This is a genomic window from Acinetobacter sp. I-MWF (assembly GCF_025433935.1).
GTDB lineage: Bacteria > Pseudomonadota > Gammaproteobacteria > Pseudomonadales > Moraxellaceae > Acinetobacter > Acinetobacter guillouiae.
This window is the reverse complement of the sequence record NZ_JAMBAR010000001.1, coordinates 787454-802442: the sequence shown is the minus strand read 5'-3', so window position 1 is coordinate 802442 and position 14989 is coordinate 787454. Positions and strand designations below refer to the sequence as shown.

General features: G+C 40.9%; 10 protein-coding genes. 5 read left to right on the top strand and 5 right to left on the bottom strand.

Features of this window, described 5'->3' with window-relative positions; translation table 11 throughout:
• Window positions 1–4 precede the first annotated feature (4 nt).
• The 3 genes from M2R48_RS03875 to M2R48_RS03865 all read right to left on the bottom strand — a co-directional run bounded on the left by M2R48_RS03875 (window position 5) and on the right by M2R48_RS03865 (window position 5700).
• Window positions 5–2014, bottom strand: a complete 2010-nt coding sequence (locus M2R48_RS03875) for a M3 family metallopeptidase (RefSeq protein ID WP_262085158.1) — start codon at window positions 2012–2014, stop codon at window positions 5–7.
• A gap of 67 nt (window positions 2015–2081) precedes the next feature.
• The gene (locus M2R48_RS03870) at window positions 2082–3890 is read right to left on the bottom strand and encodes an ABC transporter substrate-binding protein (protein WP_410004154.1); all 1809 of its coding nucleotides are present in this window, start codon (window positions 3888–3890) and stop codon (window positions 2082–2084) included.
• A gap of 19 nt (window positions 3891–3909) precedes the next feature.
• Window positions 3910–5700 carry an ABC transporter substrate-binding protein gene (locus tag M2R48_RS03865; RefSeq protein ID WP_262087437.1) on the bottom strand — a complete coding sequence of 597 codons (1791 nt, stop codon included), beginning with the start codon at window positions 5698–5700 and terminating at the stop codon, window positions 3910–3912.
• Window positions 5701–6423: 723 nt separating this feature from the next.
• On the opposite strand from M2R48_RS03865, the gene M2R48_RS03860 reads away from it, so the two are divergent.
• From M2R48_RS03860 to M2R48_RS03840, 5 genes are all read left to right on the top strand, one after another.
• Window positions 6424–9099, top strand: a complete 2676-nt coding sequence (locus tag M2R48_RS03860; RefSeq protein WP_262085157.1) for a TonB-dependent receptor — start codon at window positions 6424–6426, stop codon at window positions 9097–9099.
• 151 nt (window positions 9100–9250) lie between these two features.
• Window positions 9251–9952 (top strand): energy transducer TonB, encoded by a 702-nt coding sequence (locus M2R48_RS03855; protein ID WP_262085156.1) that lies wholly within the window; start codon window positions 9251–9253, stop codon window positions 9950–9952.
• Window positions 9953–9978: 26 nt separating this feature from the next.
• Window positions 9979–10845: a MotA/TolQ/ExbB proton channel family protein gene (locus M2R48_RS03850; protein ID WP_262085155.1), complete on the top strand. Its 867-nt coding sequence runs from the start codon at window positions 9979–9981 to the stop codon at window positions 10843–10845.
• Window positions 10846–10859: 14 nt separating this feature from the next.
• Complete coding sequence (locus M2R48_RS03845) at window positions 10860–11285, top strand: ExbD/TolR family protein (RefSeq protein WP_262085154.1); 426 nt, start codon at window positions 10860–10862, stop codon at window positions 11283–11285.
• 19 nt (window positions 11286–11304) lie between these two features.
• Window positions 11305–11721 carry an ExbD/TolR family protein gene (locus M2R48_RS03840; protein WP_004722903.1) on the top strand — a complete coding sequence of 139 codons (417 nt, stop codon included), beginning with the start codon at window positions 11305–11307 and terminating at the stop codon, window positions 11719–11721.
• Between the two features lie 187 nt (window positions 11722–11908).
• Here the strand turns inward: M2R48_RS03840 and M2R48_RS03835 are convergent, their stop codons facing one another.
• Window positions 11909–13411, bottom strand: coding sequence for a CoA-acylating methylmalonate-semialdehyde dehydrogenase (locus tag M2R48_RS03835; protein WP_262085153.1), 1503 nt, complete (start codon window positions 13409–13411; stop codon window positions 11909–11911).
• 195 nt (window positions 13412–13606) lie between these two features.
• Window positions 13607–14947 (bottom strand): MFS transporter, encoded by a 1341-nt coding sequence (locus M2R48_RS03830; protein WP_034610073.1) that lies wholly within the window; start codon window positions 14945–14947, stop codon window positions 13607–13609.
• Window positions 14948–14989: the final 42 nt, after the last annotated feature.

The window sequence follows — 14989 nt, the reverse complement described above, 5'->3', positions numbered from 1 at the left end:
CCTTTTAATCACGTTGACCGGTAATTTCTTGAAAGAATGCCTTGTTATCCGGTTCTCTGCCCAAGAAATCAACCACCAGCTGCTCTGCTTTCTTTTGTCCACCTTGTGACAAAATCGCTTTACGATAACGTGCTCCAACCTCTGGATTATTTAAGTTATCGCCAAAAGCAGAAAGCATGTCTAAGGCCATCACTTCAGACCACATATAGCCATAATAGCCGACTTGGTATCCGCCCATAATATGACCAAATTGCCCTGGGAATTCTGTGGTTGGTACATACCCTAAGGCGGTTTGATTTTCGAGTTTTTTCCATACTTCTAAAGGCTGGGTTTTTAAAGCATCTGCGGTATGCAGTGCCATATCGTATTGTGCATATAAGGTTTGACGAGAATAGAACAAGCCACGACCGTAGTTTTTCACGGCTTTTAATTTGCCAATCAATTCATCATCGACACGTGGACAGGCTGGTTTGCAATAATCGGCTAAGGTCGACAGCGTTTCTTTACGGCGTGCCCATTCTTCATACATCTGTGACGGTGCTTCAACAAAATCTCGCTCGACTGAAGTACCAGATTGCGAGGCATAACGGGTGTTTGACAAAATTCCATGTAAGGCATGTCCAAACTCATGCACAAAAGTTTCCAGTTCATCACTGTTTAAACCTTTGCGGTTAAAGTTGGTGACTAAGGCTGAAATCGGTTTACGCTGGGTCAGGGTACTGCCACCCTTAACTCCCCACACCGCTGCATGACCATACTTTCCTTCACGTGGAAATTTATCGATATATAAACCACCTAAAAGCTGACCTGTTTTCCGATCTGTGACATCGTAATATTCAACTTCATCTTGCCAGACATCAACTTTGGCAGGCTTAAATTCAATCCCATATAGATTTGATGAAATTGCAAATAACCAATCTTGTGATGCTTGGGTTGGGAAATATTCACGCATTTTTTCTTGGTCAATTTTGTATTTTTCTTGGCGTAATTTTTCGCTCCAATAGCCCTCACTCCAACGGTTAATTTCCGCTTTTTCCACTGGGATATTTAAGGTCTTGGCTTTAAATTCACGCAGTGTTTGCACTTCTTTTTTCTCTAATGGCGCAACCGTACTATGTACCTCATTGAGGAATTTATTGACCGTTTCAGGATTCTTGGCCATACGATTTTTCAATGCCCAATCGGCATAACTGGCTTTGCCGAATAATTGTGCAAGTTCATGCCGTAAATCAATCGCTTGTTTAAGCAACACTAAATTCTTTTCAGTACCACGGCGGGTATAAGCAATTTGATAACGTTTACGCGCATCATCACTGTCTGCCAACTCCATAAAAGGACGGTATTCTGGGTAGTCAAAACCCAACAGGTAATTGCCTTTTTCATTTTTCTTTAGATTGGCAATATAGCTTTCTGGTAAGCCTTTTAATTCGGCTGGGGTAAATTCTAATTTTTCAGGATTATCTCGAATATTGCGGGCATATTCTTGTTGAATCTTGGTCAATTCATCTAAAATCACTTTTAAACGTGCTTGTTTTTCTGCGGGAAGTTGTACCCCTGTATCTTCAAAACCATCTAAAATATCTTGGCGATATTTACGGTCAATCTCATCACTGGCTTTGGTTTTTTTAATTTGCTGATAAAGCTTTCCATCTTGATACACTTCAGTTTGAAACTGACTGATTTTAACTTCGCAATCTTCTGCGGCTTTACGTAAATCTGCGCTTGGGTCAACATTACTGGCTAAATTAATTGGCCCATAAAAATCTTCAAACTCTGCAAAAATTTGATCCCACTTTGCCAATACTGCTCCAGCAGGCGCATTATTTTTGAGTTTAACTTTGGCAAATTCAGCCAACTTGGTTTTAACGTCTGCAATTTTTGCATCACATTGGGCCGGGATATCTTTGGCCTGAAACTTGGGTAAAGTACTGCGTTCGGTTTCTGCAAAGGCCCATTGCCCCATACCCATGGATAACATACAGAGTGTGGTTAATTTAAATCGCTTCATTTTCATTTTCTCCAATCTTTCATTTATTCATTTTCAAATTTCAATCTGTTTATTTTTAAGCTTTTGATAGAGGTTATTTTTTCATATCAAAATACATCCATTCCGATGGAATAATCGGATGCTTTTTAAAGCCGATGACACGCGGTTGCGCCAAAGCATTGCGATAACGCGTCGATGCCATTTGTACAGGCATATACACTTCTAATATTCGCGCCATCTTATGATATAAAGCATCACGCTCAGGACCCGGTTTCAATTTTTGGGTTTGTTCATATAAGCGATCATATTCAGGAATTTTCATACATGCACTATTGGTTGCATGGATATTCTTTCCATAAAACAGCTGCATAAAGTTATCGGCATCGGGATAGTCGGCAATCCAAGCTGATCCCTTAAACATGGTTTTGCATTGTTTTTCAGCTTTTAAACCTTCCGCAAAAGGCAAGGATTTGGTGGTCATTTTGACCTTGATATTGTCTAAAGTCTTTTTCCAAAATTCAGCACTTTGCTGACTACGTGTACTATTTCCATAAACAGTTAATTCAATCAGCAAGGGTTTGCCATTCGGCAAGGTACGCCAGCCATCGGCAGCAACCTTATAGTGATAACGATCTAACAGTAGATTGGCCGCTTTAACGGAATAAGGAATACTGGTTTTATAGTTTGGATCATGCCCAATCACCCCATAAGGAATGGGGTATTGTAAGCGTTGTGCATCACCCTTCATCAAAATCTTAATTTGATTATCAGGTGAAAAGGCCATTGCCATGGCACGGCGTAAAGCAATTTTTTCTTTACTCAAACCACCAACAACAGGGTTTTGCATATTCCAGTAATAATAATCAATTGAAGGATCGGCAATACGGGAAAGTTGAATACCTTTTTTAGCAAGTTCGGGTTTAAGCTGACCATCTTGGATGGCTTGAACACTGAGATCACCATCCAACACAAATAAGTCAGTTTCATCTTTACTAAATGATAACCAGCGTGATTGTGATTCTTCCATCACTTGAATATCGACCACACCGATTTGCGGCATTTTTTTGCCTTTCATCGCATCGACAATTTTTTGATCTTCTGGCGTGGATGCTTTGAAATCCCAAACATAACCACGATAATCTGGATTGGCTTTCAAGATAATCCGTGAGCCAGGTGTCCATTTTGCCAAGACATAGGGACCTGTTCCGACAGGATGGGCCATGGCAAAACCAGACCGATCTCGATAGTGTTCAATCACTTCTCGTGCCACGGCACCAGCTGGTTGATGTGCCAGCAGCATTGGGAAGTTTTGATCAACTTGTTTTAATTTAATCACCAAAGTATAACGATCTGTGGCCTGAAGCCCTGCAACAGGTAGATCATAATTAAACTTGCCTGTTTTTTTTGCTTGCTCAAGCACTTTGTCCATGCCTAGAATTTTGTCATCAAACAACCAACTATTGGGCGAATGCAAACTTGGGTCTAACAACCGTTTATAAGAATAAACATAGTCTTGCGCGGTTAATTCACGGGCTTTGCCTTTAAATACAGGATCTTTGGCAAAATAAATTCCTTTTTGAATTTTAAAAGTATAGGTTAAACCATCAGCACTGACTTCAGGCAAACTCACCGCGGTACGGGGTACTAATTTGGCAGGTGTTGCTAAATAATCGTAGGTATATAAACCTTCAAATATTGAATTATGCACATGCGCAGAATAAAGATCTTGGGTGCCTGCTGGATCAAAACCCGTTTCTGCAACGGGGAAAACATAACGTAAAACTTTATTTGGATCCGCCGGGCTTTTGGCAAATACATTCAGCGTGCCTGTCATGAGCATGCCGCCCAAGAATGCACTGACCCCAATCTGCTTTAACTTTTGCTTTAAATCATCCTTCATCATTTTATTCAACTTCATCTGGTTATTTTTTAACTGGCTGAACATCAAGGTATTGCCAAACGGTATTGATCATTGGATGTGCTTTATAGCCTTGAACTTGTGGTTGCAACAGCCAATTGCGAATACGGGTACTATGAATAATCCAAGGGTTATCTGCCTCTATCTGCCGACTGATTTTTTCATAAAATGGCGTTCGTTGTTGTGGCGGTAAAGTTAACGCTTGCTGATACAGTGCATCATAAGCTTTGGATTGATAGCAACTTAAATTTCCTTTGCCTGAGTTTGGACCATAAAGCAATTGGGCAAAATTTTCTCCTTCAGGAAAATCAGCAATCCATGCCCCACCCCAAATCATATGTTTACACTGCATGGCCTCTTTTAAATTATCGGCAAAATTACTGACCTTAAATTCAACACGCACCCCAATAGCATCTAAGTTTTTCTTCCACAACTCAGAATGAATGACTGAGCTTGAGCTATTTTCAGTATTATATTTCAGCGTAAACGGCTGCCCGTTGGGTAAAGTTCGATAACCATCTTTGCCTTTCTTATAACCAAATCGATCCAGTAACTTATTGGCCAATAACGGGTTATAGGCAACACTACTTCTATATTGAGCATTGTGCCCTTGCACCCCATCTGGTACCAGCATTTCAGCTCTAACCGCTTGACCTTTATATAGTTGCTTAATCGCTTCCTGTTGGTTATATGCCAAGGTAATAGCACGGCGTAGTGCAATTTTATCTAGACTATACCCCCCCACAATCGGATCTTTCATATTGAACATGGTATAGGTGATTTCAGGGTCTTTATTGGGAAAATGTTGAATGCCCTGCTGTTTAAGTTCTGGTTTTAATTGTGTGCCGTTTAAAGCCTGTGGAACCGCATTTGAAGTTAATTTGTCAAAATCCAATTGACCTGACTTAAATGCCAACCACCTTGACTGTTCTTCCTCAATAATACTCACGACAACCTTACCGACTTGGGGCATTTTTTTACCCGACATCTCTTTGACAAGTTGGTTATCCCATACCGTACCTGTCGATTTATAATTCCAAATAAAGCCACGATAATCAGGGTTTGCCACCAGCTCAATTTTACTGCGTGGTACGTATTTACTCAGTTGATAAGCGCCTGTGCCTACAGGATGCTGCCCGATACGATCACCATAAAACTCAACAACTTCACGCGCTGTTCCGCTAAAAGTGACATAGGCCAAAATATAAGGGAAATTATAATCTGCACGGGTTAAGGTGAATTGTAGGGTGTATTTGTCTAAAGCTTTAAGCCCTGAAATGGGCGCATCATAATTAAACTTGCCTGTCTTTTTCGCATTGGCAACCACTTGCTCTAAGCCTTGGATTTTGCCATCAATAAAAGAATAGGTAGGCGAATGATTTTTCGGATCACTCACACGTTGAATCGAATAAATGTAATCTTGGGCAGTCAGCTCACGTCGTTTGCCTTTGAACGCAGGATCATCGGTAAAATAAATACCGGGTTGTATTTTAAAAGTATAGACCTTGCCCTCTTGTTCTATTTTTGGCAAGGCTTGTGCCGTATTGGGCACCAATACCACGGGACGAGCCAGATAATCATATTTGAGTAAGGGTTCAAATATCGCCTCTGCAATATTTCCACTGTAGAAATTATAGGTTTTCACCATATCAAAACCATCATCTGGTGCTTCAAAAGCCAAATTCAGGATTTTATTCGGTTGTGCAGGCGTTTTCGCAATCGCCATTTCCCCACAACCCATTGCACCGACCAACAACGCAAATTGTAAAAGCTTGGATTCCAAATTCACACCTATGTATTTTTATTCATCAAATTATTTAAACAGAATACTGGCAGCACCATCATCCTGTCGATTGCTGCTTTGGTGCCGAACCAGAACGTTAAATTAACAATAGTGAAAAATTGAACGATATAACAGTATTAAATACAAAGCGAATATCATGCCACTACACTTATCCCTTCTAAATTTTGTTTATTTTTACCGTAATAAAATCACATTTATTCAATGATTATCTGTGACTGACATCCTATCGTCATCTTCAGCACCAATCTAAATATTAAATTCAGATATCATTTATCAGAACTACTCATAATGCACAATTTAAGTACACGCACGTTCCAAAATTGATCACTTATTTTATCAAACACTATAAATACTCATTTAATCTTTTGATTTAAAATAATTAATAGCAAAAATAAAGCCATAATTAATAGTTATACCACTCATTAAATATAGTTAAACTCTTTAATTAACAACCAAATATAAAGAAAAACTAAAGTCTATTGAGTGCTTTTTAATCACATCTTCATATTGTATTAACATTAATCAGGGCGACTTCCAAACTTATTTTTCTACTATCAAGTCACGGATGAATAAGGAGATTAAACACTAGTCACGTAAATTCTTATCATTTTTTTGTATATTTTTAAAACATATAATTAGATAGTTGGCACTTGAATTGCTAGAAAGCAATGCAGCAATATCGCTAAGTACAAAAAAAAACGGATGTCTGAAAATATGAAAGTAAACAAAAATGTTTGCACTTTGGGATCGCCAACGATGGGGAAAACGTTACTAAAATTAAGTACGCTTAGTCTAAGTATGATGTGCCTATCGCTAGCGCATGCAGCAGAAACTGAAGAAACAACACAGCCAATAAAAGTAGCCAAAGTCACCGTTACAGGGTCTTCAATTAAAGGGGTTGCAGCTCAAAGTGCTTCCCCCATTACGATTATTAAAGGTGAAGATCTAGCCAAACAAGGGGTAACCACTGTCGAAGAAGCACTGACCAAAGTCAGTTCCAACCAAGCTGGTTTTTCTACCTCTCAAAATGTGGGGGCAAGTAATACCGAGGGTTCATCAGCCAATTTACGTGGATTAGGCACAGATAAAACCCTGGTCTTATTGAATGGTCGTCGTCTGGCTTATAGCCCGTTTAGTACATCAACCACCAACCTCAATATTATTCCAATGGCAATGGTTGAACGTATCGAAGTTCTCCGTGACGGTGCATCTGCGGTTTATGGCGCCGATGCAATTGGTGGTGTCATCAATTTTATAACCAAAAAATCTTTTGAAGGTCTCAACATCAGTGTGGGTGCAACTCAGCCCGAAGCCAGTGGTGGTGATAAACAAGATATTTCCATCTTTGGGGGTTATGGCAATCTAGATGAACAAGGCTTTAACATTTACGGTGTAGTCGATTATCGCAAAACCAACAATATCATGGCAAAAGACCGCAAGATCAGTCGCCGTGGTGGTGTAATTCCTGAACTCGGTTTAGATGCCAGCTCAGCAAATGCCTTCCCAGCAAATATTTTTGATCCCAAAAACAATATTTTGGCAAATCCATATGGCAATACAAATTGTAATAACACGCCTAATGTCGCTGCCGATGGCGGATTATGTTATCTCAATACCCAAGCACTGATTGGGATTACCCCAGAAGTTGAAACAATTTCAGCACTTGGCCGTGGAACCTTTAAACTTTCAGATAAATTTAATCTGATTGGAGAATATATCTTCTCGCGTAACGAAGTTACCACTTCGATCGCGCCTGATGTATATAGCCGTTCAGTCACATTACCCTCGACAAGTCAATATTATCCTGGCAAAGGCATTGTCCCCGCAGTAACTGGACTCAGCGATGGAGATTTACAACTCTATCTGCGTTCGCAAGGTGGAAACCGTTCAGGCAAAACAACCAATGACTCACATCGTGCATTTGCAGGAATTGAGGGTGAAGCTTATGGTTGGGATATCAATGCAGGTTTAACCTATGCAAAAAGTGAAGCAACCGATAGCTTTAATGCGGGTTACCTCAATCAAAGTAAAGTTCAAGCTGCTTTAAATGACGGTTCACTCAATCCATTTGGCCCTTCCGCTGATGCTAATATTTGGAAATCTTTTGAAGTCAATGGGGATACTAATAAAGCCAGCTTAGACTCAACCTCTTTTGATGTCACTGTATCTCGTCCAATCTATACACTACCCGCGGGTGAGGTTGGATTTGCCTTAGGTGGTAGTTTTACCAAACAAAATTGGGATCAAAAAATTAATGCTGAGATCGTCAGACAAGTACCTAGTAGCGGTATAGATCCAGATAAACCTGTGAGTAAGGGTGATCGAGATATCTCTGCAGTATTCACTGAATTACATATCCCGATTTTAGCCAATTTAGAAGCGCAGCTTGCAGCACGTTATGATGACTATAGTGATTTTGGCGATACCTTCAATCCAAAAGTCGCTTTACGTTGGGAACCGTTAAAGCAATTAATGTTCCGTACCTCATACAGCACAGGTTTCCGTGCACCAAGCTTATATGACATCAACTCACCTCAAAGTCAGACCTTTACAGGTTCAAAATACAATGACCCTGTGCTCTGCCCCGGTGGTACTGCAACTTCACCACAATACCAAACTGAATGTAATGTTCAATTTAAACGTATGCAAGGTGGAAATCCCGACTTAAAAGCTGAAGAGTCAACATCTTATACTGCTGGACTTGTGTTTGAGCCAATCAAAAATCTGGTATTTACAGCAGATTACTACAACATCAAAGTAGACAATCTGATTGATACGATTACCGATTCAATTATTTTTGCTGACCCAAGTAAATATTCAAGCTTATTTGTCCGAGATGCAGATGGACGAATCAAATATGTGAGTACCACTTTGATCAATATGGGTGGAATTAAAACTCAAGGGGTTGATTTAAGTTTGAACTATCTTACGCCTGTGACTAAAACAGGACGTTTTGGTTTTGGTATTGATGGGACCTATGTCATTAAATATGACAAACAAGAAGAGAAAGGCGGTGAATGGATCAGCCGTGCAGGTAGCTATTATAACCAACAAGTCTATTCCCGCTGGAAACATGTTGCCAATGTCAATTGGAGTTACGACAACTGGAAAATGATCTTTGAGCAACAGTTTAGCCGTGGTTATAAAGACTCAAATTCTATTGGTGAAGCCAAATATGATAACCATCGAGTTAGCGACTATATCCTCTATAACATTGCGGGCACTTATAGCGGATTCAAGAACTTAGAACTCACTGGTGGGATCAAAAATATCTTTGACCAAGATCCGCCTGCGTCCAACGTGACTGATAACTTCCAATACGGTTATGACTCTAGTTATGCAGACCCAACTGGTCGCGCATATTACGTCAGAGCAACTTATAAATTCTAATTGGGCATTTCGCAAACATTGTCTAGGCCTAATCAAGTCATGGTGTTTGCGAAATTGATTCATTCACTTAGCCAAACAAAAGAATTGAACAGAATTTTTTTATCGTCTCTCTTTTACTATTTATTGTTTGTCTCTCATTTCAGGAGTAGCAATGGGCAAGAATTTTTCAGAATTAGAAAATAATTCTTCCAAACGCCTGATCGGGATTGGAGCAGTCATCTTACTGCATCTAATCATTCTCTATGGCTTGATTACGGGTTTATCCAAGACAGTTGAAAAACCAGCGGATGAACCTGTTGAATTACTGATTATTCAGGACAAAAAACCTGAACCAGAAAAACCTAAACCCATTGAAAAGCCACCAGAACTGCCAAAGTTGGTGCAGAAAGTGTTGAAAACACCAGAGCCAAAGCCGACTGAAAAACCAATGGAAAAACCTACAGCAACACCAAAGCAGACGGCTACACCGACACCCACAGCAACGCCAAAAACCTCAGAAAGTCCTGAGCCGACACCGACGCCAAAGCCAGAAACGACAGCAAAACCTGAACCTGCAAAACCCAAACCTGCAGGTGAAACACGCGGTGTATTGAGTGGAGAAGCGGGTTGTAAAGCACCAGGGTACACGCGTGAAGCCTTACAAAATGAAGAGCAAGGTGAAGTGCTTATTTCGGTATTTGTGGGTAGTGATGGAAAAGTTAAAGAGGCCAAAGTTAAAAAATCGAGTGGGAGTAAAAGCTTAGATAAAGCGGCTGCGAAAGCTTATAGCTTATGTACTTTTAAACCTGCGTTAAAGAATGGTGAACCTCAAGATTCTTGGTACGACATACCTTATGAATTTGTATTGCAGTAATCAATTAAATAAAAATTTGGAGATAAATGATGAATAAAACGCTGAAATCTGTACGACTATTTGCTTCTGTTGGGATTTTGACTGCAAGCACCCTACTGCCTGTATCTAGTGTATTTGCAGAAGAAACCACTACAACGCCTGCGACTGTAACGGCAACCAATACAACAACCAGTGAAACACATACACCACCACCTAAACCAGCAACAACACAAGCTGTTCACAACCCTTACGGTTTAGAAGCACTATGGCGCGAAGGTGATATTGTGGCTAAATCAACCTTATTTATCTTGGTCCTGATGTCGATTGGAACGTGGTACATCATGGTGACCAAGTTTATTCAGCAGGCAAAAATTAAGCGTCAAGGTAAAGAAGTTGAAGCCAAATTTTGGGATGCTGCATCAATTGACGGCGCTGCGGGAACACTAGGCGAAGCAAGTGCCTACCGTTTTATTGCTGAAAAAGGCATTAACTCAACCAAAAAACATGGCGGAAACCTACTTGAACGTATCGACTTTAACACTTGGGTCACAATGTCGATTCAACGTGCAATTGATAAAATCCAAAGTCATTTAAGTGGTGGTTTAGCATTTCTTGCAACTGTCGGTTCTACCGCACCATTCGTTGGTTTGTTCGGTACAGTTTGGGGAATCTATCATGCACTTACTGCAATTGGCATTTCGGGTCAGGCCTCTATTGATAAAGTTGCTGGACCTGTCGGCGAAGCACTGATCATGACTGCAATCGGTCTTGCTGTAGCCGTGCCTGCGGTACTTGGTTATAACTGGCTCACCCGCCGTAATAAAGCAGTATTGGATAATGTACGTACTTTTGGTTCTGACTTACATACTGTTCTACTCAGTGGCGAGATCAAAAACAGTGGTGATGCGAAATAAATGAGGTATCTATTATGAGCATGACAGTCAATTCAGGCAATGACGAAGATGATGTAATTTCTGCGATTAACACCACACCTTTGGTGGATATTATGCTGGTTCTGCTGATTATATTTTTAATCACCGTCCCCGTTGCCATTCACACGGTTCCAGTCAAGTTGCCTGAGGAAAAAAATACACCATATGTCACCAAGCCGATTAATGTACAAATCGCCGTCAATAAAGCGGGGGATATTTTTTGGAACGAAAAGTATATCGCAGATAAAAATACACTGATCAACCGTTTACAGGCTGAGGCAGCAAAACGCCCACAGCCAGAGGTACATATTCGTGGTGATCAAGTGACAAAATTTGAAGCGATTGATGAAGTCATTAGTGCTACTAAGCAAGCAGGTATCGGCAAAATCGCTTTTGTCACGACACCTGTTGCCGCACCATAATCGGGAGAAGGAACAGTTTATGGGTATGAATGTAGGTGCCAATAAAGACGATGATGATGTGATGTTAGATGTCAATATGACACCACTTATTGATGTGATGTTGGTGTTGTTGATTATGTTTATTATCACCATCCCAATTCCAAATAATGCGATCAATATTGACTTGCCGAATGGCGCACCACCACCGACCAATGAGAAGCCACCTGAGCCAGTCACCTTACGTATTGACCCTCAAGGTAAAATCTTTTGGAATGATCAAGCTGTAGAAAATAAACAAGCGCTAGAAGTTTTATTTGCGGGTGTTGCACAGAAATCAGATCAAGATCCGATTAAAGTGCAGCCCGATAAACTGACTGAATATAAGGATGTGGCAATGGTGATGGCAGCCGCACAACGATTAAATGTTAAAAAAATCGGAATTGCAGCAAGCCAATAATATTTAAAGGATGAACAAAGCTGCACAGTGCAATCGACTTGCAGCTTTGAGGCCTTGATCTATGCAATGTTTCTAAATTGTTTATTCATAGCGCAACATTATAAAGAACACAACACTCAATATATCTCACTTTCACTCACAGCTAAAAAAGCCAGCATCTGCTGGCTAATCATCGAAATGGAATCAATTAGGTGATTTTAAATGCCAAAGAAATGGCTTGATCTTGTTGTTCAGGATCAGGCCATTTTTGTGAAACAGATTTTAACTTGGTATAGAAACGAGCGGCATCTGGACCATATAAATGCGACTCACCAAATTTTGAACGTCGCAAACCACCAAAGTTAAAATAACTCACTGGGAGTGGTACAGGCACATTAACACCAATCATGCCGGACTCAACCTCCATAAAGAAGCGGTGTGCTGACTTTCCATCACGGGTAAAAATCACCGAACCATTGCCATATTCATGGCTATTGGTCACAGCAATTGCCTCATCTAAACTATTGACGCGTAAAATTCCTCGCGCTGGGCCAAAAACTTCTTGTTGATAAAAATCCATATCCATAGATAGATAATCAAATAAAGTCGGACCAATATAATAGCCGTTGGCATACTCTGAATGTTTAAAATCACGACCATCCACCACCAACTCAGCACCATCTGCGATACATTGATCAATTGCCTTTAAAACAGATTGTTGCGATTGCGCACTAATCACCGCACCAAAATCTGCAGTCGGATCATTGTATGCTCCAACTTTCAATGCTTTGATTTTTTCTACGATACGTTGGCGTAAGTGATCTGCCGTTTCAGCACCTACGGGAATCAACAATGATACCGCCATACAACGCTGACTGGCTGAACCAAACCCTGCTGAAACAAAGGCATTTGCAGCCGCTTCAAGATCGGCATCAGGCATCACCACCATGTGATTTTTCCCACCAGTAAATGCTGCAACACGTTTGTTATGTGAGGTACCTTTTTGATAAACATATTCACCAATCTGGGTAGAACCCACAAAGCTCACAGCTGCGATTTCAGGGTGTTCAAGTAATGCATCGACTGCTGTTTTATCCCCTTGTACAACATTAAATACATCGTCTGGAAGACCGGCTTCTTTCCATAACTCTGCAAAAAATAATGCAGCCGAAGGCACTTTTTCAGACGGTTTCCAAACTATTGAATTCCCCACAGAAACAGCCATGGCCATCATGACAGCAGGAATCATGATGGGAAAATTAAACGGGGTAATACAGCCCACCACACCCACAGGAACCCGTACAGAGAACACATCGATGTCGCCTGCAACATTACGTGCATATTCACCCTTTGTAATCTGCGGTGCATTACAGGCAAATTCAATTCCTTCAATCGCACGGCCAATTTCACCGATTGCATCGGCAATGGTTTTGCCATGTTCACGACCAATGATTTCTGCCAATTCAGCTGTTTTGGCAATCATTAATTCACGTAATTTAAACAGAACTTGCAAGCGTGTAGCATGTGAAGCTTTTGCCCATTTTTTTGCATTTGCTGATGTCGCAGCTTTTACGGCAGTATCAATCACGGTTGCATCGCCATAAGCACAACGCGCAATTTCTTCACCTGTAGAGGGATTAAATACTGGGCCTGAATGTTGAGTTTCTGTGATATGACGACCTGAAATATAATGTCCGATCAAAGTGTTCATCCTGATTTTTCCTTCACATTGCGACTGAAACTAAATTTAAAATGCTACTGAAGTCGGTCTTTCCATGACCGCTTTAGCGAGGAAGCCCCATATTCCCAAGACCGATAAAGGAAATATTCATATTCATTCCTGAAAATTAAGCGTGGTAAATTGAATGATTGATTGCAATGCTTTGCTTTGAATCACTACTTTGCATTAAACAGACAATTTGCTTTTCACTGATTTACGCTGTCTCGCGGGGCTAAGATCATCACGCTTCATAAAGAAGCTACAGAAGATTGCGAAAATCGCCATACTCATGATGTAGGTAATAATCAAATGCGGACTACCATTACCAATACTTAGTAATTTGGTGGCAATCAATGGTGCCAGTCCACCGCCTAATACACCTGCGAATTGAACTGAAATCGAGATGCCACTGTAGCGAATTTCGGCAGGAAACTGTCGAGCAAATAACTGAGACTGTGGCGCATACATGATCGGGAACACCACACCGATTGCTAAAACAATTGCGGTCCATACCAAGACTGGGTCCTTGGTATCCAACATGCTAAAGAACGGATAGCAATACAATGCAAGGACCACTAGACCAAACATAAACATATTACGCTGCCCAACTTTGTCGGATAGATGTCCACATAATGGCGTCATCACCATGATTAAGCCTGCACCACAAATCGTTGCAAACAAAATGTCTTGGCGAGGAATACCCAACTTGGTTGTGGTGTAGGCTAAGGCAAAAGTAGAGGCAATATAGAACCATGCATTTTCAGCAGCACGGGCAAAGATAATCGTGAGTAATTCGCGCGGATGATTTTTAAAGACCTGCATTGCTGGAACTTTAACTTCTTGTGCTTGTTGTTTTACTTTTTCAAAATCTGGTGACTCAGGCACTTTGACACGGATATACCAACCCACACCTAATAATAAAATGCTGGCAAGGAAAGGCAGACGCCAGCCCCAACTAAATAGACTTGCTTCGGGTAAAAGTGAAACTAAACCCAATGCGATCGAGGCCAACATTAAACCACCACCAGCACTTGCTTGTGGTAAACTTCCCCAAAAGCCTTTACCGCCTTCAGGTGCATGCTCCACAGCCATCAACACGGCACCGCCCCACTCGCCGCCCATTGCCATACCTTGAACAAAACGCAAAATCACCAGAAAAAATGTCGCCCAATATCCAATACTTTCATAGGTTGGCAATAGACCAATTAAAACGGTAGGAATCCCCATCATAATCAGTGTGGTTAGTAGCATGGTTTTTCGTCCAATTTTGTCCCCAAAATGACCAAAGATAATGCCTCCCAACGGACGTCCAATAAAGCCAACAGCGTAGGTGGCAAACGCAGCCAAGACACCTGTTAATGGATCAAGGTTGGGGAAAAACAGTTTATTGAAAATTAATGCTGCGGCTGCACCGTAAATAAAAAAGTCGTACCACTCGATTGTCGTTCCAACCATGCTGGAGATACCCGCCAGACGGTGTGAAGACTTTTTCGGTTGTTGAGGACCTGATCCTTGTATATGCTCCATCGCTACCTCGCCCAATTCTTAGTATTGTCATCCATTCATCAC

Excerpts from the sequence above, each read along its gene's own strand:
- M2R48_RS03875 (WP_262085158.1), bottom strand. The coding sequence starts at position 2,014 with ATGAAAATGAAGCGATTTAAATTAACCACACTCTGTATGTTATCCATG.
- M2R48_RS03870 (WP_410004154.1), bottom strand. The coding sequence starts at position 3,890 with ATGATGAAGGATGATTTAAAGCAAAAGTTAAAGCAGATTGGGGTCAGT.
- M2R48_RS03860 (WP_262085157.1), top strand. The coding sequence starts at position 6,424 with ATGAAAGTAAACAAAAATGTTTGCACTTTGGGATCGCCAACGATGGGG.
- M2R48_RS03855 (WP_262085156.1), top strand. The coding sequence starts at position 9,251 with ATGGGCAAGAATTTTTCAGAATTAGAAAATAATTCTTCCAAACGCCTG.
- M2R48_RS03850 (WP_262085155.1), top strand. The coding sequence starts at position 9,979 with ATGATGAATAAAACGCTGAAATCTGTACGACTATTTGCTTCTGTTGGG.
- M2R48_RS03845 (WP_262085154.1), top strand. The coding sequence starts at position 10,860 with ATGAGCATGACAGTCAATTCAGGCAATGACGAAGATGATGTAATTTCT.
- M2R48_RS03840 (WP_004722903.1), top strand. The coding sequence starts at position 11,305 with ATGGGTATGAATGTAGGTGCCAATAAAGACGATGATGATGTGATGTTA.
- M2R48_RS03835 (WP_262085153.1), bottom strand. The coding sequence starts at position 13,411 with ATGAACACTTTGATCGGACATTATATTTCAGGTCGTCATATCACAGAA.
- M2R48_RS03830 (WP_034610073.1), bottom strand. The coding sequence starts at position 14,947 with ATGGAGCATATACAAGGATCAGGTCCTCAACAACCGAAAAAGTCTTCA.